Source organism: Amycolatopsis sp. NPDC058986, assembly GCF_042741125.1.
In the GTDB taxonomy this organism is placed as follows: Bacteria; Actinomycetota; Actinomycetes; order Mycobacteriales; family Pseudonocardiaceae; genus Amycolatopsis.
In genome coordinates, this window is sequence record NZ_JBHYJW010000047.1 from 35,334 (window position 1) to 59,675 (window position 24,342).

At 70.4% G+C, this 24,342-nt stretch carries 19 protein-coding genes; 4 read left to right on the forward strand and 15 right to left on the reverse strand.

Annotation, left to right across the window (positions count from 1 at the left end; translation table 11 throughout):
• Window positions 1-114: 114 nt before the first annotated feature.
• Window positions 115-1,029 (reverse strand): cation diffusion facilitator family transporter, encoded by a 915-nt coding sequence (locus ACFW0G_RS32760; RefSeq protein ID WP_378329320.1) that lies wholly within the window; start codon window positions 1,027-1,029, stop codon window positions 115-117.
• 228 nt (window positions 1,030-1,257) lie between these two features.
• Here ACFW0G_RS32760 and ACFW0G_RS32765 point away from each other — a divergent pair, with 228 nt between their 5' ends.
• Entirely contained in the window at window positions 1,258-4,383 is a 3,126-nt protein-coding gene (locus ACFW0G_RS32765; RefSeq protein ID WP_378329321.1) for a BTAD domain-containing putative transcriptional regulator, read from the forward strand.
• A gap of 262 nt (window positions 4,384-4,645) precedes the next feature.
• Here ACFW0G_RS32765 and ACFW0G_RS32770 read toward each other — a convergent pair whose 3' ends face one another.
• The 6 genes from ACFW0G_RS32770 to ACFW0G_RS32795 form a co-directional block, all read right to left on the reverse strand.
• Complete coding sequence (locus tag ACFW0G_RS32770) at window positions 4,646-5,212, reverse strand: hypothetical protein (protein WP_378329322.1); 567 nt, start codon at window positions 5,210-5,212, stop codon at window positions 4,646-4,648.
• Window positions 5,213-5,382: 170 nt separating this feature from the next.
• Window positions 5,383-6,606, reverse strand: coding sequence for a mannose-6-phosphate isomerase, class I (gene manA, locus ACFW0G_RS32775; protein WP_378329359.1), 1,224 nt, complete (start codon window positions 6,604-6,606; stop codon window positions 5,383-5,385).
• A 76-nt stretch (window positions 6,607-6,682) separates the two neighbouring features.
• Window positions 6,683-7,777, reverse strand: a complete 1,095-nt coding sequence (locus ACFW0G_RS32780; protein ID WP_378329323.1) for a hypothetical protein — start codon at window positions 7,775-7,777, stop codon at window positions 6,683-6,685.
• Window positions 7,761-7,982, reverse strand: coding sequence for a Trm112 family protein (locus tag ACFW0G_RS32785; RefSeq protein ID WP_378329324.1), 222 nt, complete (start codon window positions 7,980-7,982; stop codon window positions 7,761-7,763). The genes ACFW0G_RS32780 and ACFW0G_RS32785 overlap by 17 nt, the downstream gene beginning before the upstream one ends.
• Window positions 7,983-8,068: 86 nt before the next feature.
• The gene (locus ACFW0G_RS32790; RefSeq protein ID WP_378329325.1) at window positions 8,069-9,424 is read right to left on the reverse strand and encodes a phosphomannomutase/phosphoglucomutase; all 1,356 of its coding nucleotides are present in this window, start codon (window positions 9,422-9,424) and stop codon (window positions 8,069-8,071) included.
• Window positions 9,425-9,499: 75 nt separating this feature from the next.
• Window positions 9,500-9,853: a DUF3499 domain-containing protein gene (locus ACFW0G_RS32795; protein ID WP_378329326.1), complete on the reverse strand. Its 354-nt coding sequence runs from the start codon at window positions 9,851-9,853 to the stop codon at window positions 9,500-9,502.
• 86 nt (window positions 9,854-9,939) lie between these two features.
• Here ACFW0G_RS32795 and ACFW0G_RS32800 point away from each other — a divergent pair, with 86 nt between their 5' ends.
• Window positions 9,940-10,407 (forward strand): metallopeptidase family protein, encoded by a 468-nt coding sequence (locus tag ACFW0G_RS32800; RefSeq protein ID WP_378329360.1) that lies wholly within the window; start codon window positions 9,940-9,942, stop codon window positions 10,405-10,407.
• A 572-nt stretch (window positions 10,408-10,979) separates the two neighbouring features.
• Here ACFW0G_RS32800 and ACFW0G_RS32805 read toward each other — a convergent pair.
• Window positions 10,980-14,249, reverse strand: coding sequence for a glycosyltransferase (locus ACFW0G_RS32805; RefSeq protein ID WP_378329361.1), 3,270 nt, complete (start codon window positions 14,247-14,249; stop codon window positions 10,980-10,982).
• Window positions 14,250-14,428: 179 nt separating this feature from the next.
• On the reverse strand, window positions 14,429-14,755 hold the full coding sequence (locus ACFW0G_RS32810; RefSeq protein WP_378329327.1) for a WhiB family transcriptional regulator: 327 nt from the start codon (window positions 14,753-14,755) through the stop codon (window positions 14,429-14,431).
• A gap of 225 nt (window positions 14,756-14,980) precedes the next feature.
• Here ACFW0G_RS32810 and ACFW0G_RS32815 point away from each other — a divergent pair, with 225 nt between their 5' ends.
• Window positions 14,981-15,751, forward strand: a complete 771-nt coding sequence (locus tag ACFW0G_RS32815; protein WP_378329362.1) for a site-2 protease family protein — start codon at window positions 14,981-14,983, stop codon at window positions 15,749-15,751.
• Between the two features lie 6 nt (window positions 15,752-15,757).
• Here the strand turns inward: ACFW0G_RS32815 and ACFW0G_RS32820 are convergent, their stop codons facing one another.
• From ACFW0G_RS32820 to mshB, 3 genes are read right to left on the reverse strand one after another with little or no spacing between them, the layout of a single operon-like run.
• Window positions 15,758-16,546, reverse strand: coding sequence for a hypothetical protein (locus ACFW0G_RS32820; protein WP_378329328.1), 789 nt, complete (start codon window positions 16,544-16,546; stop codon window positions 15,758-15,760).
• Window positions 16,539-17,003 (reverse strand): hypothetical protein, encoded by a 465-nt coding sequence (locus ACFW0G_RS32825; RefSeq protein ID WP_378329329.1) that lies wholly within the window; start codon window positions 17,001-17,003, stop codon window positions 16,539-16,541. The genes ACFW0G_RS32820 and ACFW0G_RS32825 overlap by 8 nt, the downstream gene beginning before the upstream one ends.
• Window positions 17,004-17,005: 2 nt before the next feature.
• Window positions 17,006-17,845 (reverse strand): N-acetyl-1-D-myo-inositol-2-amino-2-deoxy-alpha-D-glucopyranoside deacetylase, encoded by an 840-nt coding sequence (gene mshB / locus ACFW0G_RS32830; RefSeq protein WP_378329330.1) that lies wholly within the window; start codon window positions 17,843-17,845, stop codon window positions 17,006-17,008.
• A gap of 116 nt (window positions 17,846-17,961) precedes the next feature.
• On the opposite strand from mshB, the gene ACFW0G_RS32835 reads away from it, so the two are divergent.
• Window positions 17,962-19,722 (forward strand): ABC transporter ATP-binding protein, encoded by a 1,761-nt coding sequence (locus ACFW0G_RS32835; RefSeq protein ID WP_378329331.1) that lies wholly within the window; start codon window positions 17,962-17,964, stop codon window positions 19,720-19,722.
• A 635-nt stretch (window positions 19,723-20,357) separates the two neighbouring features.
• Here ACFW0G_RS32835 and ACFW0G_RS32840 read toward each other — a convergent pair.
• The 3 genes from ACFW0G_RS32840 to ACFW0G_RS32850 form a co-directional block, all read right to left on the reverse strand.
• Window positions 20,358-21,287 (reverse strand): ABC transporter permease, encoded by a 930-nt coding sequence (locus tag ACFW0G_RS32840; RefSeq protein WP_378329332.1) that lies wholly within the window; start codon window positions 21,285-21,287, stop codon window positions 20,358-20,360.
• Entirely contained in the window at window positions 21,280-22,296 is a 1,017-nt protein-coding gene (locus ACFW0G_RS32845; RefSeq protein ID WP_378329333.1) for an ABC transporter permease, read from the reverse strand. Before ACFW0G_RS32845 ends, ACFW0G_RS32840 begins: the two co-directional genes overlap by 8 nt.
• A gap of 178 nt (window positions 22,297-22,474) precedes the next feature.
• A complete protein-coding gene (locus ACFW0G_RS32850) occupies window positions 22,475-24,283 on the reverse strand; it encodes an ABC transporter family substrate-binding protein (protein WP_378329334.1) in 1,809 nt (602 codons plus the stop codon).
• Between the last annotated feature and the right edge of the window lie 59 nt (window positions 24,284-24,342).

The window sequence follows — 24,342 nt, forward strand, 5'->3', positions numbered from 1 at the left end:
TCGCGGTGCGTCACCCTAGCGCGTGACTCCGCTCCACACCTGGCAGGAGGGATTAATCGTCGTCTTTCAGGGGGTGTTGGGGCATTTCCGGCTCGGGCACGACCTCGTCGGCCATCAGCCGAGGTGCCGGTCGAGGTCGGGTTCGAGGTAGATCAGGGAGGCGACCGGGATCTTGGCCCGCACCCGCGCTTCGGCGTCGTCGATGGCGGTAGCGACCTCCGCCGTGTCGAGGCCGGGGACCAGCGCGAGCTTGGCGGCGACGAGCAGCTCGTCGGGGCCGAGATACTGGGTCCGGATGTGGATCACGCGCTCGACCTTGCCGGCCGCGAGCTCGTCCACGATGGTGGCGAGTTCGGTCTCGGTGGCGCCCTCGCCGATCAGCAGGCTCTTCATCTCGATGATGAGGATGGTCGCGATGATCCCGAGCAGCACGCCGATGAGCACCGTGCCGACGCCGTCCCACACCGGGTCGCCGGTGAGCACCGCGAGCCCGACGCCCAGCAGCGCGAACACCAGGCCCAGCAACGCGCCCGCGTCTTCGAGCAGGACCACCGGCAGCTCGGGCTCGCGGGCCTGGCGGATGAACCGCCACCAGGTCGCCTTGCCCTTGATCTTGCGGGACTCGCCGATCGCGGTCTTGAAGCTGTAACCCTCGAGGCAGATCGCGACCAGCAGGATGACCACCGCGACGACCGGCGAGCTGAGCGGTTCCGGCTCGATGATCTTGTGGATGCCCTCGTACAGCGCGAAAGCCGCGCCGAGGGTGAACAGCAGCAGCGCGACGATGAAGGAGTAGAAGTACCGGTCCCGGCCGTAACCGAACGGGTGCTCCGCGTCGGCGCGCCGCTTGGACGTCTTCTGCCCGAGCAGCAGGAGTCCCTGGTTCGACGTGTCGGCCAGCGAGTGCACCGACTCCGCGAGCATCGACGACGAGCCCGTCACCAGGAACCCGGCGAACTTCGCGACCGCGATCCCCGCGTTCGCGCCGAGCGCGGCGATGATCGCCTTGGTCCCGCCTCCAGCTGACACGGTCGCTCCCCATATCGTCTGCCCTGTTTGCCGGGTTGGAGCCTAGAGGGCACGTCCGCGCGTCTCGCGCGAGGCCGCCGCCCGGCGGGTCGTTACCACTGGGTAATCGGGCCCTGACCTGGGGTCACGCGTTTTTGTCGGTGGTGGCCGCTAGCTTCGTCCCTGCTCGGTTCAAGACCCAGGACGACCACCGTTAGTCTCGATCGCCCAGCACCGGAGGGGGAGGTGATGACCATGCGCTTCGGCGTGCTCGGACCGCTCAGCATCGAAAGCCCGCCAGGGCACTGGCCCGCGCTGCGCGGGGAACACCAGCGCACCCTGCTGGCGGTGCTGCTGCTCGACGCCGATCGGCATGTCCCGGCCGGCAGGCTGGTCGACGCGCTCTGGCCGGACGGCCCACCCAAGTCCTACACGTCGAACCTGCACACCTACGTCTCCCGGCTACGCGCCAGGATCGAGGGCCTGCGGGTGGAACATTCGGCCCGCGGCTACCGGTTGCGGGCCGGGCCGGACGAGCTGGACCTGCTGGCCTTCCGTGCCGAGGCGGCGCTCGGCAGGGAGGCCGCGCGCACCGGTGACCCGGCCGTGGCGGCGAAGCATTTCCGGCAGGCACTCGCCCAATGGCGGGGTCCGGTGCTCTCCGGGCTGCACATTCCCTTGCTGGACGCGGAAATCGCGCGGCTGGAGTCGGAGCGGCTCGCCGTGTTCGAGGACTGTGTCGACGCGGAGCTGTCCACCGGCCGCCACGGCGAGCTGACCGGCGAACTACAGGCGATGATCACCGAGCACCCGCTGCGGGAAAGGCTCGCCGCGCAGCTGATGATCGCGCTCCACCGCGCGGGCCGCCAGGCCGACGCGCTCACCGTCTACCGGGGGCTGCGCGCCACGCTGATCGACGAGCTCGGCGTCGAACCAGGCGCCGAAGCCCGCCGGGTGCACGCGGCGGTGCTGCGCGGCGAAGATCCCGTCCCCCAGGGCCTCACCGTCGCGGCTCCGCCGGTGTGGCCGCTGTGCCAGCTGCCGCCGGACATCGCGGACTTCGCCGGGCGCGAGGCCGAGCTCGCCGAACTGGCGGCGCTGATCACCGGCGACGAGGCGGACGTCCCGGTCACGGTGATCACCGGGGAGCCCGGCGCCGGGAAGAGCACCCTTGCGGTGCGTGCGGCACATGTGCTGCGCGCGTCCTATCCGGACGGTCAGCTGTACGTACCGCTGGCCGGTGCCGCCGCACCGCGCGACCTCGGCGAGGTCCTGACCGATCTGCTGCGCGCGCTGGGCGTCACCGGCCCGGCGATCCCCGACGACCTCCAGGCCCGCGCGGCGGTCTACCGCGGCAGGCTGGCCGATCGGCGGGTGCTGGTGGTGCTGGACGACGCCGCCGACCCGGAACACGTCCGCACCCTGCTGCCAGGCACGCCCGGCTGCGCGGTGGTGGTCACCAGCAGACGCAGGCTCAGCGGCCTCGCCGGGGCACATCGGCTGTCGCTGGGGCCGCTGTCGGCGAGCGACGCGAGCGCGTTGCTGCGGCGGCTCGCGGGTGCCGAACGCGTCGGCAGCCAGCAGGCCGATGCCGAACGGATCGCCGTCGCCTGCGGTTTCCTCCCGCTCGCGCTGCGCATCGCGGGCAGCAGGCTCGCGGTCCGGCCACAACTGCGGCTGGGCCTGCTCGCCGACCGGCTGGAGGACGAGGCACGCAGGCTCGACGAGCTGACCGTGAGCGATCTGCGGGTCCGCGGCAGCATCGCGCTGAGCTACGCGGCGCTGCGCCCGGCCGCCCAGCGCGCGTTCCGGCGGCTCGGCGGCTGCCGGGGGCACGATCTCCCGCACTGGGCGGCCGTCACCCTGATCGCGGGTACTGCGCCGTTGGTTACCAATCCGACCACAGTCACGGCGGAAACAGGTCCCGACGAGCAGATCGGCCGCGGCCCGTATCCGCCTGCTTTTGGCCGGATTGGTAACAGCGACGACGCGGACGAGGCCATCGAGGAGCTCATCGAGGCGAGCCTGCTCCAGCCGACGGGCGCCGATCCCGGCGGCGAGCCGCGGTATCGCATGCACGATCTCGTCCGGGTGTTCGCCGCCGAGCAGGGCGTGAAACTGGAGAGCCACGCGGAGCGCGTCGCCTCGATTCGCGGGGTGGCCGACGCGGCGCTGTGCCTCGCCGACGCGGCCGCCGCGCGGCTCCCCCGCACGGTGCCGATGCCAGCACCGGCCCGGCCACTGCCCGCCCAGCCGTTGCCACCCGAGCTGGTCGAGCGGCTGCTCGCCCGGCCGGAGGCCTGGTTCGCGGCGGAACGCGCCAATCTGGTCACCGCGATCGGCACGTTCTGCGCGGTGGGCTGGCGCGAGGATGCGTTGCTGCTACTGGAAAAGCTCAGTACGTACGTCTATCTGGACGGGCACTACGCCGATCTGTGCTCGGCGAGTGAGGTGCTGCACCGAGCCGCCGTCGAGGCCGGGGACCAGCACTGCGCGGCGCTCGCCACCGCCATGCTGAGCCTGCTACGGCACAGCAACGGCCAGTACGAAGACGCGGTCGCCGGATATCGCGCATGCGCCAAGGAGCTGGAATCACTCGATGACCGCCCAGCACAGGCGTGGACCGAGGCCAACCTCGCGCACTGCCTGACCGGGCTCGGGCACGCGGAGGAGGCGCTGGACGCTGCCGGACGCGCCCACGAACTGTTCACTGTGGACGGTGATGAAGCGGGTCTCGAATGGGTGCAGCGGGCCCAGTCCGCGGCACTGCACCGGCTCGGCAGGGTCGCCGAGGCACTCGACGTCGACCGGGCGACGCTCGCACTGGCGAAGCGTGCCGGGGACACCCGGCGGATCGGCGTGGCGTTGCAAGGGTTCTCGTGGTCCCTGCAGCTGACCGGGAACCCGGGGGACGCGGCGGAGGCGATCGACGAGTCGGTGCGGCTGCTGCGGCACACGACGGCGAAATCCGCGCTGGCGAAGTCGTTGCGCACCCAGGGCGCCATCCACGCCGGGCTGGGCGCGCGCGGGGAGGCGGTAGCGGCGTTCAAGGGCGCGCTAGACCTGGCACGGCAACTGGACGAGCGCCCGAGGGAGCTGTCCTGCACCCGGGCGCTCGCGGCGAGCTGGATCGGCGAAGGCCGTGCGGCGCAAGCGATTCCGGTGCTGCTGGAGTGCCTGGCCGAATTCCGCACCATGGGCGGCCGGGCGGCGACGAACCTGACCTGGCAGGTCCTCGGCCGCGCGCACGAGATGACGGGGAACTCCGAAGCCGCCGCGGTGGCACGCCGCGAGGCCGAACGGTTGCGGGACCCTCGCGACGCCAGCGCGTCGGTGCTCGAAAAGGCGCTACTGACACTGACCGAACCCCGCTGACCCGGAAAGTCCACAAGGGACGCCGGGTACACCGGGGGACACCGAGTCCGCAGGGGATACGACGCCGACAAGGCCACCCCTGGCTGATGCTCCCGCCCGGGGAACGCAGCGCCTCCGTGAGGGTGGAGGCGAGGGCCGGGCGGGATCAGGGATGGCCTTGCGGGCACACCGGAAGGGCTGATTCTCGGGGGCCTGTCCGGTGTCGCGTTGCATCGGGGTTGGTGCCGGCCCCCCTCGGTAGCCGACACCACCCCCGAAACCTCTAGAAACCCTTGCGGGCCTTGGCGTACCGGTGATTGGCGGGCAGCCACGCCAGCACGATCGCCACGAGCGCGGTGGCGACGGCGAGCCAGGCCACGCCCTGCATGGCGCCGGTGCCGCCCTCGTCGTCGGTCGCGACGCGCAACGCGATGAGCGCGTTGAGCAGCGCGGTCAGCGTGACGAGGACACGGGCCCAGACGGCCGCGCCCTGCATGAGCGCCGCGCAGATGAGCAGCAGCACCCCGAAGACGATCGTCATCACGCCACGGACCTGGAGCGAGGACTGCGCCTGCTCGACGGCCGCGTCGAACAGCATGCCGCCGCCCGCCTTGACGGCGTCGGCCGATTCGCCGGTCACCGAGGCGACGACCTTCGCCGCGAGGTCGGCGGCGAGTTCGCGGCCGCCCGACATGATCATGACGCCGTCGACGATCGCGGTGAGCGCCGAGAGCACCGCGACACCGAGTGCCGCGAACAGCACGCCGGGCCGCGCCGGGCGCTGGGCCGCCGGTGCCACAGGCGGGCCTTGACGCAGCTGCCCGGCCGCCGCGTCGGGATAGGAAGTCACGAGCTTGTTCTCCTTTGTCGGTTCTCCTGGGCGGCCACCGGACCGGCAGGACCACCCCAATGGGTGATAGTGGAGAAGCCCGCCACACGGAACGAACACACTCGTCGCCCCCCAGGCACGACAAACAGCACCCCGGGGGCAAAGCCACCGGGGTGCTCGTCAGGAGGGGGTCAGCAGGTGCCGGGAGTGGCCCGGAAGAGCTGCGAGGCGGTGCCGTCGAGCGGGCGGACGCGGACCGGCGGATCGGCCGCGGGCAGCCACACCGACCGGCCGCGGCGCAGTTCGACCTGTTCGCCGTCGGCCGCGGTCACCAGGAGGTCCCCCGCGGTGCACAGCAGGATCTGCGGGCCCGCGCAGTCGACGACGATCTCGTCCGTCTCGCCCGCGGCCCATTCGACCCGCGACAGCTCGAACTCCGGCGCGTCGGTGTGGTAGACCGCCATCCGCCCGTCCTGCCGCCCGGACTGCACCGGCATCTCGCCACACGCGAAGTCCACGACCCGCAGCAGCTCCGGCACGTCGACGTGCTTGGGGGTCAGCCCGCAGCGCAGGATGTTGTCCGAGTTCGCCAGGATTTCGACCGCGGTGCCGTGCAGGTAGAGGTGCAGGTTCCCGGCGGGCAGGTAGATCGCCTCGCCCGCCCGCAGCGTGAGGCGGTTGAGCAGCAGCGCGGCGAGCACCCCGGCGTCGCGCGGGTGCGCCTCGCCGAGTTCGAGGATGGTCCGGCACTCCTCGCTGAATTCGCCGTGCGCCTTGACGTGCTGGACACACGAGTCCAGCACCTCCGGCAGCAGTTCGTCGAGCGAGGCCTGCGGCAGGGTGATCCACGTCGTGAACAACGCGCGCAGCCCTGCCGGGTCCGGCTGCGCCTCCAGCAGCACCGCGTACTTGGCCAGCCCCGGCGTCTCGATCGCCTGGAGCAGCGCGATCGTGCGCTCCGGAGCACGGAATCCGGCGAGCGCGTGGAACTCCGTCAGCGCGCACACGAGTTCGGGTTTCGCGGTCGGGTCGGGGTAGTTGCGGTTCGCCGCGTCGCGCGGGATCCCGGCGCGTTCCTCACGTGCGTGCCCCTCGGCGGCCTGTTCGGCCGACGGGTGGGCCTGCATCGACAGCGGCTCCTCGGCGGCGAGGATCTTCAGCAGGAACGGCAGCCTGCCGCCCCAGTGCCGCGCACAACGTTCGCCCAGCTGCCCGATCGGGTCGGCGTCGACGAGTTCCAGCAGGCTCCGTTCGGTGCCGTCCGGGCCGATCACGTGCGACGGGTCGCCCGGGTGGGCGCCCATCCACAGCTCGGCCTCCGGGTGCGGCGCCGGCACCGGACGTCCCAGCAGCTCGGGGATCGCCGTTCTCGATCCCCACGCGTAGGGCCGCACGGCATTGCGCAGCAGCTCCACTGTCACCTCAACTCCCAATCCTCACTTCGGCGCGCACCGATCACGCGGGCGCGCCCCGCCCCGCTCGCACGGGGACTCAGACGGTGGCGGGCTCGTACCGCCCCGCACCGCCGATGCTGCCCGCGGCCAGCCCGAGATAGACGGCCGCCAGCTCGAACCGCAGTGCCAGCACCGCGGCGCGGACGATCTCGTCCGCCTCGATCTCCTCGGCCGGGACGATCACGTCCGCGCCCGGCAGCAGCTCGTCCGCCTGGAAGCGCGCGGCGTCGGCCGCGGGCCCCGTCCGTACCGAAAGCAGCAGCAGCCTGATCCTGGCCCCGGCGGGACCGTCGTCCGGATCGGCGAAGATGTCCCGCTCGGTGTCACCCGCCTGCGCCGCGCGGCGCAGCGCCGGCCGCGCCAGCGCCTGACGATAGTCCTCGACGTCGCACACCGTGGCGGCGTGGGCGGCGAAGGCGTGCGCGGCGTGTTCGCCGACGGCGACCGCCACCGGGTCGAGACCCCACAGCAGCGGGACCCGCTCGGCGACGCGTAACGCGAGCGCCTTGGCGGGGTTCGCGAAGGTCTCCCGCGCCAGGTAGTTCTTCTCGGCTTCGAGGTCGAGCTGATCGGCGAGCTGCTGGACGTCGGCGACGAGCAGGCCCAGCGCGTTCGCGGTGAGCAGTCCGGCGGCGAGCCCGCGCGGGAACGCCAGCTCCGGCGGCACCGGGATCCGCGGGGTCAGCAGCACGCCCTTGCCCGCCACCGCGGCGGCGACCGGGCCTTCCGCGGGCGCGGAGAGCACCACGGACGCGCCGTAGCGCGCCGCGCGCTCCAGCGACGCGGCGAGCTCGCGGTCACCGGCGTCGTCGGTGTGCGCGAACACGACGTCGAGGGCGCCGATCCAGTTCGGCACGGCCTCGGCCACGACGACCGGCACCGGGCACGAAGGCGTCAGCAGCGCGGCGAGCAGCCGGGTCACCGTCCGGCTGACCCCCGGCCGGTCGATGAGCACGAGTGCCCGCGGCCTGCCGAGATCGAGCCGCTCGGCCAGCTCCAGTTCCGCCGCCGCCTCGGCGGTCGCCCGCACCTGCGCGCCCGCCATCGCGGCGGCACGCAGCAGCCCCGCGCTGTCGGCCTCGGCCAGTCGCGCGGGATCGTCGAGCAGCGAATCGTCAAGCACCGTCGGCATGGGAGTCATCCGGATCGGTCGGCGAAGTGGCCTCGTCGAGCAGCAGCACCGGGATCCCGTCCCGGACCGGGTAGACGCGGCCGCACTCGGTGCACGTCAGCGCGTCGGCGTCCGGGTCGGCCGGCGTGCCAGGACGCAGCGGGGCGTGATCCGGCGATGGGCACGCGAGGATCTCGAGCAGCTGTGCGTCAAGCGTGATGGCCATGGTTCCTCCATACCACGCGAGGGGGTGACATGAGGGGCACCTTCCGGAAACGAATCGGCCCGGGGACGCCCTGCGACGGACGGGTTTCAGGCGCGGACAAGGGCGAGGACTTCGTCGGTGAGCGCGCGCACGGCGTTAACATCCGCGGCCTCCACGTTCAACCGGAGCAGCGGCTCCGTGTTGGACGGGCGGAGGTTGAACCACGCGCCGCCGGGCAGCTGCACGGTCAGCCCGTCCAGCTCGTCGATCTCGGTGCCGGGCTTGGCCGCGAAGGCGTCCTTGACCGCGATCATGCGCGCGACCTGGTCCGACACGGTCGAGTTGATCTCACCCGACGCGGCGTAGCGGGAGTACGCGCTGGTCAGCTCGGACAGCGGGCCGCTCTGCTCGCCGAGCGCGGCGAGGACGTGCAGCGCGGCGAGCATCCCGGTGTCGGCACGCCAGAAGTCGCGGAAGTAGTAGTGCGCGGAGTGCTCGCCGCCGAAGATCGCGCCGGTACGGGCCATCTCGGCCTTGATGAACGAGTGCCCGACACGGGTGCGGACCGGCTTGCCGCCGTGCTCGGCGACGATCTCCGGCACCCCCTTGGACGTGATCAGGTTGTGGATGATCGTGCCGCCCGGCTCCTTGGCCAGCTCGCGCACGGCCACCAGCGCGGTGATCGCGCTCGGCGAAACCGGCTCGCCGCGCTCGTCGACGACGAAACAGCGATCGGCGTCGCCGTCGAAAGCCAGCCCGGCGTCGGCGCCGACCTCGCGCACCTTCGCCTGCAGGTCGACGATGTTCTTCGGGTCCAGCGGGTTGGCCTCGTGGTTCGGGAAGGTGCCGTCGAGCTCGAAGTACATCGGGACGACGTCGATGGGCAGGCCCTCGAACACGGTCGGCACGGTGTGCCCGCCCATGCCGTTCCCGGCGTCGACGACGACCTTCAGCGGACGGCCGCCCGAGAGGTCGACCAGCTTGCGCAGGTAGGCGGCGTAGTCGCCGAGGACGTCCCGCTCGGTGACGCTGCCGCGCTCGCCGTCGAAGGCGGGTACGCCCTGCTCGACGGTGTCGCGGATCTCGGCGAGGCCGGTGTCCTGCCCGACCGGGGCGGCTCCGGCGCGGCACAGCTTGATGCCGTTGTACTTGGCCGGGTTGTGGCTGGCGGTGAACATCGCGCCCGGCAGGTCGAGCGAGCCGGAGGCGAAGTACAGCTGGTCGGTGCTGGCCAGCCCGATCGACACCACGTCGACGCCCTGCGAGGTCACGCCGTCGGCGAACGCGGCGGACAGCTCCGGTGAGGAGTCGCGCATGTCGTGGCCGATGACGACCGCGGTGGCGTCGGCCTTGACGAGCAGGGCGAACGCGGCGCCGAAGTCGCGTACGAGTGCTGCGTCGAGCTGCTCGCCGACCACGCCGCGAATGTCGTAGGCCTTCACGATGCCCGAAAGGTCTGGCACGCCATCTCCCCGCCGATAGTCCTCGTCCCGGCGCCGGTCGCGCCGCGCCGGAAAGCCTACCGGCGGCGGCCGACCTCAGGCGCGACCGGGCAGTACCCGCAGGTGACCTCGCCTGCCCGAGGGTCCCTCGGGCTCCGGAGCGGGCGGCGGGCGGTCGGAGCGGCCCGCCTCGCGGACGGCTTCGGCCAGCGCGGTGAGCTCGTCGGCCGACGGGTCGGGCGCGGCGAACTCGCCTTCGTGCCGGACGACTTCCCAGCCCTTGGGCACGGTCAGCCGCAGCGCGTGGGCTTCGCAGAGGTCGTAGGAATGCGGCTCGGACGCCGTAGCGAGTGGCCCGACGACGGCGGTCGAATCGCGGTAGGCATACGTGAGCGTCGCGACAGCGGGTTCGGGACAACCCGTTCGCGAACACTTTCGAACGCTCCGCACGAAGACGAACGATAGCGTGTCGCCGTCACGCGGCACCGGCGACACGCGCGACCACTCGCCGACCGCCTAGACTTCGGATCGTGGCAATGGCTCGCGAGGCTCGTGACTACCGACAGCGGCGGCGCCTGCGCCGGGACCGGCACGGCCGGGGCCTGCGCGGCGCGCTCTACCCGTCGACGCTGCCCGCTGCCGCGAGCCGGGCCGAGCGGTTCGACGCGCTGGTCCTCGACGCGCTGGAGCCCATCGAGGCCCGCTGGCGCCACGAGCTGACGAAACTCGATGTGGCCGTGGACGACGTCCCCGAGGTACGGCTGGACGGCCGTGCCCCCGCAGACGGCGTCCTGCACGACGGCGCCGTGCCGCTGTCGCGGCTCGTGCCCGCCGGAGTCGACCGAGCCGGACTACCGACTCGGGCGCGGATCGTGCTCTACCGGCGTCCCCTCGAAGCCCGAGCGAAGGACCCGTCGGAGCTGGCGGAGCTCGTCCACGACGTGCTGGTCGAGCAGGTCGCGGGCTACCTCGGCGTCGAACCGGACGTCATCGAAGGCGAGTAGCGCTCTCCCCCGGACATGCCGTCAAGGCCACCTTACGGGCTTCCGACGCCCATAAGGTGGCCTTGACGGCGTCCTGACCTGCAAAAAGGGAGCAGGGGACCTTTGCTAACGTCCGTTGGCAAGCTAACTTTCAGCAAGCTCACGAACGCTAGCAAAGGTCCCTCGCTCACCTCCGGCGTGAGCAAAGGTCCCCCGCTCCTGTTCCGGGGCAGCGCGAGCGCGCGAAGTGGGGGCGTTCGAGGGCCGCGGGAGGGTCGCCGACCCACCGAGGGACGCCTTCGGTGCGCTCACTGCACCGAGGGACGCCCTCGTCGCACTCAACGCACCAAGGGCGTCCCTCGGAGCTTCCCGCACAGGCCGACAGCATCGCCCGACGTCGCGAACGCTCCGTTGGGGACGCTCAACGTCGCGAACGGAACGTTCGCGACGTAGGACACCGCAAGACCCCGCCCCGCCAACCCCAGCAGTCACACCAGCCTCACAAGCGTGAGCAAAGGTCCCCCGCTCCCCTGAAGCGTGAGCAAAGGTCCCCCGCTCCTGTCCGGGCGCTCGTCCGCCGCGCAGTGGGAATCTCAGCGACGCCGCGCAGCCACCGACGACGACGGGACCGCGGTGAGCAGCGTGAACAGCACCGCCGCCAGTTGCACGAGCAGCAGCAGCCCGCGTTCCGTCCCCGGGTACTCGACGGTCACCTCGGCCGACTTCGGCGGCACCGAGACCGCCACCTGATGCCCCCACGCGGGCACGATCGGCACCCGGGCGCCGTTGACGCTGGCGTGCCAGCCCGCCTCCTGCTCGGCAGCCAGCACGAGCAGCCGCCCGTTGGGGCCGTCGGAGACGCGGACCCGCACGTCCGGCAGGCCTGCCTGCACCGGTGAGACCCCCGGGGAGACGCCGGGCGCGTCGCCGCCGGTCACCGCGGCCTTCGCCAGCTCCGGCGAGATCAGCACGACCTGGCCGGCGGGCGGGAGCAGTTTGAGCACCGGCCGCCCGTCCGACGCCGGCGGCGCGACGGCGACCAGGTCCTTGGCCAGCGTCGGGTACGCGGCGGGATCCACGCCCGCGGGCAGGACCACGTAGAGGACGCCGGAGGCCGCCGCGGCGGTCAGCGCGCGTTTGACCGACTCGGCGTTGCCCTGCCCGAGGTCACGCCGCCAGCCACTGAGCCGGTCGGCCGTGCCGGGCGAGGGCGCGAGCTGATCGTCGCCGTAGTGCGCCAGCCGTCCGCCGGTTTGCCGCACCTGGTCGGCGCCGAGGTCCAGCACCGAGCGGCCGGAGGCGGCCAGGTCCGCGGTCACCTCGGGGGCGAGCTGCGGACGTCCACCCGCCCGCAGGGGGCCTTCGTGACCGGTCACCACCGCACCCGCGCCGAACGCGAGGAGCACCACGACTCCGGCTACGGCGGCGATCCGCGGCAGCAGCCTGCCGGGCACCGGCGCGACGCCACCGCGTTGCCACGCCGAGAGCACGACCCACAGCAGCCCGGCCCCGACCAGCAGCAGCGGGACACCCGCGTAGCCGTACGCGGGCGCGCCGCCCTGCATCGGCGTCAGCTTCACCAGCCGCACCAGCACGATCCCGCCCGCACCGAGGACGGCGAGGGCGAGCCCACCGGCCGCGAGCTTCGTCGGGCGCACGACGAGCGCGACGAGCGCCGCCGCGATCACCGCCACCCCGATCGGCCACGCGCCGGGGCCACCGGGGTCGAGCCCGGCCAGATCCGTCCCGGACGGCAGCGCCGCGCCGCCGCCGAGACCCTGCACGAGCAGCTCGGGATGCTTCAGGAGCACGGTCGGCCACGGCAGCAGCAACGCCAGCGGCAGCAGCACCACGATGCCCACCGACGCGATCCGCCGCGCCAGCCCGGTCGGCGCGGGCAGCACGACGAACCCGATCAGCAGGCCCGCGAGCGCGAGCCCGTGCGCGAGCGGGGAAAAGGCCCCGAGCAGCGCCACCCCGAACGCGGACAGCGCGGAGATGTGCAGCCAACGGGTGTCGGCCCGGACGAGCAGCCCGGCGATCCCGGCGACGACGAGCGGCAGCACGATGTGCACCACGACGACGTCGAGACGGCCCTGCGCCACCGAAGCCGTCGCGGCGGGCAGCAGCGCGTACACCGCCGCGACGACCGCACGGACCCAACGCCGTACACGCAGACGCCGCGTCGCCGCGTACGCGCTCAACGCGGCCAGAGGGATGTCGCCGATGAGGAGCACGGCGACCAGTGCCGCCGGACCACCGATCGGTGCGAAGACCGCGCCGAGCAATCCCAGCACCGGCAGGGTCGCGGCGGCCGGGGCGCCGGTGCCGCCCGCGACGGCGTGCCACGGCGCGACGTACGACGACCAGATCTCGCCGAGCCCGCCGACCGGCAACAGCTTGCCGCCGAACAGATCGAGCCCGAGACGGCCGCGGTTGACCACCAGCGCGAGGGCGGTGAGCACGACGAGCAGCACCACCGGCGGGGCGAACACCGTCGCGGCGAGCACGCGCCGCCGGTTCACCTCGACGAAGACCAGCTCCGGTTCCGCGGCGGGCTCGGCTGCTCGCGGCTCCGGCGAAGCCTCTTCCTGTTCCCCGGACTCCGCGGCGGCGTCCGGAGTCGGCGGTGGCGCCGGGGTTTCCGGCACGGCGACGGCGACGAACCCGCTCGGCCGGCGCAGTCCCGAACCCCGGGAACCGATGCCCCGCAACGCCCCCGCGGGCAGCGCGGACGGCCCGATGGGGCGATCGGCCTTGGCGTCCAACGCCTCCGGCGGGATCCACGCCGTCTCGGGCGCGACGCCTTCCGGCACGGTCCCGAGCGCGACGTCGCTCTCCACGCCGCGGCGGACCAGCCCGACGACGCCTGCACGGAAGGCGTTACGCAGTCGCCTGATCCGTCCGGTGAACAGTCCGCGCACCGAGCCCGGCCTCGGCCGCGAACGGCGTTTCGCCCGTGCCGCACGGAGATTGCCCCGCCCGCCGAGCAGATAGCCGACGGCGGCGAACTCCGCGCGGGCCTCCCCGGTCCGGCGCAGCAGCACGAACGCCAACGCCCGCAGCACGGACAGCACCGGGATGCGGATCATGCCGAACCAGAAGGAGAACGGCGAGCAGTTCACCAGGAACACCCGCAGCCCGTGGGCGCGGTTCGTGACGGACAGCGGCGCGGGCGCCGCGTCGGGTTTCCGCCGCCCGGTGGTCAGCGCGCGGGCGTGCCGCATCCGCGCGGCGGGTACCGACAGCACGCGGCCGCCTGCCGCGTTGGCCCGCCAGCCGAAGTCGAGATCCTCACGCAGCAAGGAGAATTCGGGGTCGAAGCCGCCGAGCTCGTGCCACAGTTCGCGGTGCACGAGCGAGCCCGCGCTGGGTACCGCGAGTACCTCGGCCGGTTCCTCGCCGGGCGCGGCGGTCTGCTGCCGGTGACCGACGGCGTCGGTCGAGAGCCCGGCTTCGACGATCAATCTCGGATCCACCCAGTCGAGGGCGAGCGGGCCGAGCACCCGCGCGGAGGAATTGCTTTCCGCAGCTTGCAAAAGTTCTTCGAGACAGTCCGGTTCGGGCGCGCAGTCGTCATGCAGCAGCCAGAGCCAGCCACCGGGATCGCCCCATCGCTCGACGGCGTGCTCGACCGCGGCGGCGACGGCTTCGGCGAATCCGGTTTCACCCGGAAGTGTCAGTACCCCGGACAGCAGAGGTTCCGCGTCGACCCCGCCGGGGTCGGCGGCTTCGGCCAGCAGACGTGGCGTCCGGTCGGTCGACCCGGTGTCGACCGCGAGCACGTGCCGGGGCCGGATATTGCTGCGGCGCAAGGAGGACAGCGCCAGCGGCAGCCATTCTTCTCCGTTGTGGCAGACCATGATGGCCAGCACGGGAACCGTACGCAAAGCAGATGAGGCGATGCGGGGCAACGACGGACTCCCGTCAGGCGGCGGACAACGGTGCCGCCACCCTACGACGTCGGTCACTCACACCTGGGCTCCCCCGCCCCGTTCCATGGTGTGGACCGGGGCGGGATCACCTATACAACACGCACTCTTTAGACAACACGCTTTTTGAGCTTGCGACGCTCCCGTTCGGACAGACCGCCCCAGATTCCGAAGCGCTCGTCGTGGGCCAGCGCGTACTCAAGGCACTCGTCCTTGACCTCGCAGCCCAGGCAGATTCGCTTGGCCTCACGGGTGGAACCGCCCTTCTCGGGGAAGAACGCCTCCGGGTCCGTCTGCGCGCACAGGGCGCGTTCCTGCCAGTCCTGCTCCTCCTCGGCAACGTCGAACATGTCGGTGAGATCACCCAGTTGCTGCTCGGGGTTCTCTCCCCAACCCACGACGTGCCCCCATTCCCTTCCATCGGCTTCCAACCGCACGTCCGCCTCCTCGCTCGTACGCACTCCCCAGGCTGGCGGTGGTGAAACGACACCCGCTGCCCCCTTCCCGGCAGCGAATGACATCACTGTGATTACACCCGTGTAGTGCGGTCTGGTCAAGCCGAGTAGCGAGTTCGGGGGATACCTCGCGGCGCCAGCGCAAGGGGACACGCCGAAAACTTCACATCGGGCATACGGAAGACTGGGGGTGTGCAGAGATCAGCAGTGCGGCCCAGCCCCATCTTCCTCGGCATCATCGCGCTCGCCGTCGTCGGCGGCGTCATGGCCGCTTTCGGCAACGCCAACACGATTTTGAGCAGTCACCGGGACCCGCTCCTCATCACGGGCGTGGTGCTCCTGGTCGCGGCGGGCTGGGTGGCTTCACTGAGCCTGCACGAGTTCGGGCACGCGATCGTGGCCTTCCGCGGCGGCGATCACAGCATCGCCCATAAGGGCTACCTCACACTCGACGTCCGCAAGTACACCGACCCGATGCTGTCGATCGTGCTGCCGCTGATCTTCCTCATCATCGGCGGCATCCCGCTCCCGGGCGGCGCGGTGTGGATCAACCGGGGCGCGCTGCGCTCGCGGGCGGCGTCCTCGTGGGTCTCGCTCGCCGGGCCGCTGAGCAACCTCGCGGTCGGCGCCGCGATCGCGCTCGTGGTCTATCTGGTGCCGATGCACGGCGCCCCCGGGCTGGCGATCGGCCTGTCCTATCTGGCGCTGCTGCAGATCGTGACGTTCATCCTCAACATCCTGCCGATCCCTGGGCTCGACGGCTGGGGCGCGATCGAGCCGTACCTTTCCCCGAAGGCACGGGACTTCGGCGCGCGGGCCCGGCCGTGGGCGCCGCTGGTGCTGTTCGCCGCGCTCTTCCTGCTCTCTCCGGTGAACAGCGCGTTGTGGCGTGGGGCCTTCACGCTCTTCGACGCCGTCGGCGGTTCGGCCACGCTGGCCGCGCTGGGCCAGGAACTCTTCATGTTCTGGAGGCACTAGGCGGCGTCAGGCGGGATGCGTGGTGAGCCATTCGTGCCCGCGTTTCCACACGACGCGCAGCCCGGAGCGCTCGCCGAGATAGTCCCCGGCGGCGCCGACCACCGGCAGCATGCCCAGCGCACGATGGAACAACCGGCCGCGCGGGCGCTTCTCGAGTTCCTCCGTGATCCCGAGGAGCGCCCGCCCGAGCCGCCACAGCGTGCGCCCGCACGCCTTGAACGTCACCTTCCCGTGCTTGCGCTCGGATTCGGCGAGTTCCTCGGTGAGCTTGGCCGTCTCGCTTTCCTCGGCCGCCTCGTCGTGCTGCGCGTGTTTGCCCGCGGCGAGCACGGGATCGATGTCGCGCTCGAACAGCACCCAGGCGATGAGCCGCACCCTGGCGCCGACATCGGTTACGCCGTACTCCCCCGCCAGCGCGCAGAGCAGCAGGCCCTGCGACGCGGCGCCGAGCGTGTCCTGCACCGGCAAGCGATCGGCCAGCGCGCCGCCGAGTCCGGGGATCGACGTCACCAGCGCGGTGAACCGGCCGACGCGGTTCATCCACCAGCTGGACCGCTGGTAGCCGTTCATGTTCGCCCACGCCGTGGTGCCCGGCACCTTGACCGAGGTCAGCCCGTTCAGCAGCTTTTCCTTGAGCCCGGCCTCGACCTCGGCGAGTTCGTCCTCACCGCGACGGGCTCTCGCCTGCAGGCCGAACGGGTCGGCCTCGCGCAGCGCGTCCAGCATCGGCCCGCAGGCCCGCACGAACGGCCGCAGCACCGCGACGACGTTCGCGTCCGAAATCGCCTCAGCCACGCTTCCCTCCCGACGACAGCCCGCCCGGCGACACCCCTCTCGAAGAGGCCCTGCCCGCAGCTTTGCCCAACCCGCCGCCGAGCGCCATCGCGGCGGGCAGCGCGCTCGCGCCGAGCAGCAACAGCGCCCGCCAGTCCTGGATCAGCACCAGATCACCGCCGGGACCGAACAGGCCGACGCCGAACAGCACGAGCACCCACACCACGAGCGGTACCCACGACAGGCCGGGACGTACCAGCCTCGCCGTCGTCGACACCAGCAGCGGGGTGGTGACCGCGCCGAGCACGATCGTCAGCGGCATCGGGATGTCGCCCAGTTTCGGCAACGCCGTCCCGTCCATCCGCAACGGCAGGAAGAACAGTTCGAGCAGCGCCAGCAGGACGGCGTCGAACGTGAGCAGCGCGAGCAGCAGCCACTGGGTGACGGTCAGGCGGGCCGGGGCCGGGGTGGCGGACATGGTCACAGCTTGCCGAAGAGGTCGGTTTCCGCGCCGTCCGCGGGTCCCTTGGCGAGCACGAAGTACTCGTGCGGCGGGATGGGCTGGGCGATGTCGTTCGTCAGTGCGAAGTGGACGGTCGCATCGCCGGCCACGGTGAGTTGTGTTTCGTGTGCGCGCAGCGCGGACAGCCGTTGTCCGAGGTACGCGCCGACGTCGATCCGGGACGTGATCGTCTCGTCGGGCGTCTCCGGCAGTTCGCCGTCCTCGGGTACCCGGAAGGGTGAAGTTCCGTCGGCACGCAACGCGGCCAATCCCTCGCGCAGCGCGGTACGCGAGGCGACGACGTGGAAGATCCGCGCGACCGATGCAGCCCGCATCGCCGCGGCCATGGTGATCTCGTGCGCACGGATGTGATCGGGGTGGCCATAACCGCCGAACGCGTCGTAGGTGACGACGACCTGGGGTTCGACCTCGGCAAGGATCTCGGCGAGTTGCGCCGCCTGCTCGTCCGGACTGCCGCCGGTGAACGCGCGCGGATGCGCCGCGGCCGGTGTCCCGGCCATCCCCGAGTCCCGCCAGCGGCCCATCCCGCCGAGATAGCGGTGCCGCGTGACGCCGAGCGCGGCGCAGGCGCCGGCCAGTTCCCCGCTGCGGTAGCCGCCGAGCTGGTCGGCGGCCCACGAGCCGAGCTGCGCGAGCCGGGGCGGGACGATCTCGCCCTCCTCCCCCAGCGTGCAGGTCACCAGCGTCACATCGGCACCCTCGGCGGCGTAGCGGGCGATCGTGCCGCCCGTGGTGATGCTCTCGTCGTCGGGATGCGCGTGGACGAGAAGCAGCCGCCGGGCCTCACGGGAGATCACGTCTTGAAGAGTAATTCCCGCTCACCGACCTTCGTCGGCCGTCCCTCGGATATCCTCGCGCGAGTCACGGCCATAGTGCCGTGACCTGTCTGTACCCCCACGAAGGGCATCTTTAGGTGAGCACTGAAACAACGTCGGGTTCGGTTCTGTCCATTTCCGACCTGCAGGTCTCGTTCCCGACCGAGGACGGCGTCGTCGACGCGGTCAAGGGCATCGGGTTCGACGTCCAGCCGGGTGAGATCGTCGCGGTCGTCGGCGAATCCGGTTCGGGGAAGTCCGTGACCTCGATGTCCGTGCTCGGCCTGCTGCCCAAGACCAGCAGGATCGCCGGTGAGCTGCGCCTCGGCGAGCGCAATCTGGCCGACCTCACCGAGAAGGACCTGCGCAAGATCCGCGGCAACGAGGTCGCGATGATCTTCCAGGAGCCGATGACCGCGCTGAACCCGGTGTACACCGTCGGCTGGCAGCTGCGCGAGGCGCTGCGTTCGCACCAGGACATCGCCAAGGACGCCGCCGACAAGCGCGCCATCGAGCTGCTCGAGATGGTCGGCATCCCGAACCCGCCGCAGCGGTTCAGGCAGTACCCGCACCAGCTCTCCGGCGGTCTGCGCCAGCGCGTCGTGATCGCCATGGCCATCGCGTGCGACCCGAAGGTGATCATCGCCGACGAGCCGACCACCGCGCTCGACGTCACCGTGCAGGCGGAGATCCTCGGCCTGCTGCGCAAGCTGCGGGACACGCTGAACACCGCGATCGTGCTGATCACGCACGACATGGGCGTCGTGGCCGACCTCGCCGACCGGGTCGTGGTCATGCACCAGGGCGTCATCGTCGAGCAGGCGCCGGTGCGCGACCTGTTCGCCTCCCCGCAGGAGGACTACACCCGGCGGCTGCTCGCCGCGGTTCCGGTGCTCGGCCAGCGGCCCGAGGGCAGGCGGCTGCTCGACGACGAGGCGATCGACGTCGACAGCGAGGAGGCGGCCAAGATCGCTGAGGAGATCCGGCTCGCCGACGCCGAACTCGAAGCCGTCGTCGAGGAGACCGCTCCCGCGCTGGAGATCAAGAACCTGGTGCTGGAGTACCCCGGCCGCCGCGGCCAGGCCAAGAACCGCGCCGTCGACGACGTCTCGCTGAGCATCGCCAAGGGCGAGATCCTCGGCCTCGTCGGCGAATCCGGCTCGGGCAAGTCGACCGTCGGGCGCTGCGCGATCCGGCTGCTCAACCCGACCGCGGGCACCGTGTCGATCGCGGGCAAGGACATCACCACGATGTCGGCCAAGGAACTGCGCCCGCTGCGCCGGTACTTCTCGATCGTGTTCCAGGACCCGGCGTCCACTTTGGACCCCAAGATGACGATCGGCGAGTCCATCGCCGAACCGCTGGTGCTGCACAAGGTCGGCACGTCCAAGGAGCAGAACAAGCGGGTCACCTCGCTGCTGGACAAGGTCGAACTGGGCGGGCACTACCTCAACCGCTACCCGCACGAGCTGTCCGGCGGCCAGCGTCAGCGCGTCGCCATCGCGCGGGCACTGGCACTCGACCCGGCACTGCTGATCGCCGACGAGCCGACCTCCGCGCTGGACGTCTCGGTGCAGGCCCGCGTCCTGGACCTGTTCCTCGACCTGCAGCAGTCGCTACAGTTCGCGTGCCTGTTCATCAGCCACGACCTCGCGGTCATCGACCTGCTCGCCGACCGCGTCGCGGTGATGCAGCACGGCAAGCTCGTCGAGGTCGGCACGCGCGACCAGGTACTGCACGCGCCGCAGCAGGACTACACCCGCCGGCTGCTCTCGGCCGCCCCGGTCGCCGACCCCGTCCTGCAGGCCGAGCGCCGGGCCGCCTGGGAAGCCGGAAAGGTCGCCCCGGTCGCCGACTGAGACTTCCTCACGCTGGGAAATGCCGTTAAGGCCACCTTATGGGCGTCAGACGCCCGTAAGGTGGCCTTAACGGCATTCTGGGGAGCCCTCGGGAGCCGGGTGGCGAGCGCCCCAATGGGGTTTTCTCGCTAAGGGTTCTGGGGCTGTGGGTTGCCGGTTGTGTTGTGGGACGCCTTCGGTGCGCTGGCCTGGGGTGTGACAAGGGCGTCCCTGGGTGCGGTGGATGCACTCAGGGCGTCCCTCGGACTGGCCTGCGCGCGAGCCGACAGCCTCCCCCGATGTCGCGAACGCTCCGTTGCCGACGATGAACGTCCCGAACGGAGCGTTCGCGACACACGCGCCGAACCCACCGCATGCCGTGAAGGCCTCCTTACCGACGCTCAACACCGCGAAGGACCCCTTCACCACACCACCAAGCCCCCGGGAAAGCACCCACCAGCAAGACCACACCCCCGCACCTACCGAGAAAACCTCATCGGGGCGCTTGAGCCACGGCCAGAACGGGTCCACTCGCGCCTGACGGCCCGCAACGCCCGCAAGGTGGCCTTGACGGCTTACCGAGTCCGCAGTGGAACGAGACGGCACGAAAAAGGCGGGTGGGCCGTCTAGCCCACCCGCCGGTTCGTTGAGATGTCTCAGGCCTTCATCCGCCGCTGACGCGGGTCGAAGGCGTCACGGAGACCGTCACCGATGAAGTTGATCGACAGCGAGATCAACACGAGCACGACGAACGGGCCGAAGAACAGCGCGGGCCGGATCTGCACCTGCGCGTAGTTCTCCAGGATGACCCGGCCGAGCGAAGTGTCCGGCAGCTGGACGCCGAGCCCGATGAACGACAGCGCCGCCTCGGCGAGCACGGCCTGCGCCACCGCGAGGGTCGCGTTGACCGTGATGCTGCCGACCATGTTCGGCACCAGGTGCTTGAAGACGATCCGGAACGTCCCGGCACCCGACGCCCGCGCCGCGTCCACGAACTCCCGCTGCGACAACGACATCGCCTCGGCGCGGGTGATCCTGGCGATCTGCATCCAGGCGAACGCCGCCAGCACCAGCGCGACGATGTACCAGGTACCACCGCCGAACACCTTCGCCAGGATGGCCGCGGCCGCGATCTGCGGGATGATCAGGAACAGGTCCGTCACCCGGGAGACCGCCGAGTCGGTGAACCCGCGCAGATAACCGGCCATGGCGCCGAAGACCACGCCGATCACCGTCGCGAGGATCGACACGGTCAGCGCGATGAGCAGCGAGTACATCGTGCCGCGCAGGATCTGCGACACCATGTCCTTGCCGACCTGCGTGGTACCGAGCGGGAAGTCCGCGCTCGGCGCGGCGAACGACGGGAACGAGCTGTCCTCGTAGTTGTGCTTCCAGAAGAACGGCCCGAAGATCGCGATCAGCACGATCACCGCGAGCACCACACACGAGATCATCGCGAGCTTGTGGTGCAGGAACTTCCGCAGTACCAGCTTGCCCTGGCTCCGGGGTTCGGGCAGGGCCTCGGGCGGGAGTGTGCCCTCCGCGGCGGCGGTTTCGCTCGCGAGCACAGAGTTCAAGTCAGCCAACGCGAATCCTCGGGTCCAGAATGCCATACGCCAGGTCGGCGATCAGGTTGGCGATGATCACCATGCTCGCGACGACCACGAGCCAGCCCATCATCACCTGCGTGTCGTTCTTCGTCACGGATTCGACCAGCAATGTGCCCATACCGTGCCAGGAGAACACCGTTTCGGTGATGATGGCGCCCGCGAGCACCGCACCGAAGTTGACGGAGAACAACGTGGTCACCGGGATCAGCGCGTTGCGGAACGCGTGCCGGAAGATGACGCGGGAGCCGGAAAGCCCCTTCGCCCGCGCGGTGCGGACGTAGTCGGCGCTGAGCACCTCCAGCATCGAAGCCCGCTGGAACCGGCTGTACGCGGCGAAGCTGATCGCCATGATGGACAGCGTCGGGAGCAGATAGGCGCCGACATAGCTCGCCAGGAACTCACCGACTCCGTCGGCTTTCAGGTTCTCCGGGCTGACCGTGCGGAGCCACGGATTGCCGAGGACGTCGCTCAGGCCGAGATCGCGGACCCAGCCGTTGATCTCGATCGCGTAGTTCTTCAGCACGATCGCGATGCAGAAGATCGGCATCGAGAACAGCAGGAACGCCAGCGTGGTCGCGATGTAGTCGACGATCGAGTACTGCTTGACCGCGGCCAGCACGCCGACCGCCACGCCGATGACCAGCGCGAGGATCTCGGCGCCGATCACCAGCTTGAAGGTCACCCCGAACGCGGCCATCACCTTGGGCGCGACCGGCGCGAGCGCGTTGCCCTGGGCGATCGAGATTCCCCAGTCACCGGTGAGGAAGTGACCCAGCCACGTGAAGTACCGGGGGACGATGCCCTGGTCGAGGCCGAGCGTGTGCGCGGTCGCGGCCAGCGCTTCCTTGCTGATCTGCGGGTTGCTGCGGAGTTCCCCCAGCGGGTCGCCGGTGCCCGCGACCATGACGAAACACAGGAAAGTCCCGACCAGCAGGACGGGAATCGATATCGCCAGGCGGCGAAGAATGTAGATAACCAGGTTCAACGAACTGCTCCTCATCCGGGCCTGGTCGCGAAGCATGACCGCTACCCGGTTGTCTACCGTAGTGGGGGTAACCCTACGGTCAACAGCTACTTCCGGTGGGTGCCGGGGGCCCGCGCGTGGCCGGGGCCCCGCCCCCACCGGGGCTGGTAATGAGAGGGGAGGGACAGCAGGCAGGTGCCTACTTCTTCTGAGCCCACTCACCGGCGTTCCACAGGACGCCGTCGTAGGACTGCATGTAGACCCGGTCGATGCCCTTCCAAGCCCACATCGACGGCGTCGCGAAGAGCGGGAGCGTCGCGTACTGGTCCGCGATCGCCTTGTCCGCCTCCTGGTAGTCCTTGACCTTCTGCTGCTCGTCGGTCGCCTTCACCGCGCGGTCGAAGGACTCGTCGATCTTCGGGTCGGCCAGGCCCTGGTAGTTCTGGTCGCCACCCTTCTCCTTGGAGATGTAGATCGTCCGCTGCTCGGCCTTGAACGGCTGAGCCGACCACCCGAACAGCGCCACGTCGTAGTCACCCGCGGCGAGACGGCCACCCTTGAGGAAGTTGGCGTCGGTCTCGTCCTTGACCTCGATACCGGCCGCCTTGGCCTGCGAGATGATGATCTCGACGGTCTGGCTGCGGCGGGCGTTCTGGTTGTGCGCGATCTTGAACGAGGCGCGGACACCGTTCTTGGCGAAGATGCCGTCCGGGCCCTTGGCCCAGCCCGCGTCGGTCAGGGTCTTGGCAGCCGCCTCCGGGCCGAGGCCCGCCTTGCTGCTGTAGAGATCCGTGTACCCGGGCTCGCCCTGGAAGAAGTTGATGCTGTTCAGCGGTTCGGCGTCGGACTGGACCGGCTTGAGCAGCTTGTCCACGATCTCCTTGCGGTTGACCGACTCCATGAACGCCTTGCGGAGGTCCTTGTCCTTGAACATCCGCTTGTAGTTCATGTCCAGGTGCTCGTAGGTGAGCTGCGGAGCCGAACCGTAGGTCACGCCCTGCGGCGCGAGGCTCTTCATCGTGCCCGCCGCGGTGGCGTCCGGCTGGGTCGACGCCGCGACGTCGATCTCACCGTTCTGCAGCGCGGTGGCCATCGCCTTGGTGTCCTCCATCGTCCGGACGACGATCTTGGCGGGACCACCCTTGGCACCGATCCACTGCGGGTTCTTCTCGAGCACCACGGACTTCTGGTTGGCGTCGAACGAGGTGATCTTGTACGGGCCCGAAGCGGGCATGATGTCCGCCTTGAAGCCCTTCCACTCGTTGGTCCAGAAGTCGCCGGCCTTCTTCAGCTGCGCCGGGTCGCCGGTCGGCTCGAGCTTGGTGATGTCCGCGATGCCGGTCTTGGCCTCGAGGATGTGCGCGGGCATGACCGCCGGGGCGTTGAAGATGCCCTTGTAGTCCAGGTACGGCGTGCTGTAGGTCGTCTCGAAGGTCAGGTTGTCCTTGCAGACGGCCTTGTCGATCAGCGAGTAGCCGTTGGTGGAGACGGCGTTGAAGGCGGCCTTGCCGTCCGGGCCCTTGGCCTTGCCGCTCTGCGACAGCCAGGCGAGGTAGAGGTCCTTGCAGTCGTACGGCGCGCCGTCAGACCACTTGACGTTCGGCTTGATCTTGTAGGTGATGACCTGCGGGTCCTTCGACGTGACCGTCCAGGAGTCGAACACGTCGTTGTTGAGCAGCACCTTGTTGTTGCCGTCGAGCTTCAGCGTGCCGGAGAGAATCGCCGTCGAGATGTAGTTGTTGTACGACGTGTTGGTGTCCGGGGTCTGGTTGTTGTAGGCAGAGTACCCGTCATCGATACCGACAGTGATCGTACCGTCCCACGCGGGAGCTTCGGCGAGCTTGAACAGGTCACCGCTTTCGGCCTTGCCGACCGCCATCTGTTTGACGTCGTTCGACGAGCCGTTCTTGTCCGTGTTGCCGGAGTCGCCACCACCGCTGCATGCCGTCAACAGCAGCGCGGATCCGGCGACCAGCGACAAGGCGGAAACTGCCTTGGACTTCCTCATGAAGTGTGCCCTCCTAGCACTGAGCCCCTGAGATCGGAACAAGGGCCCACAGCTCCGGT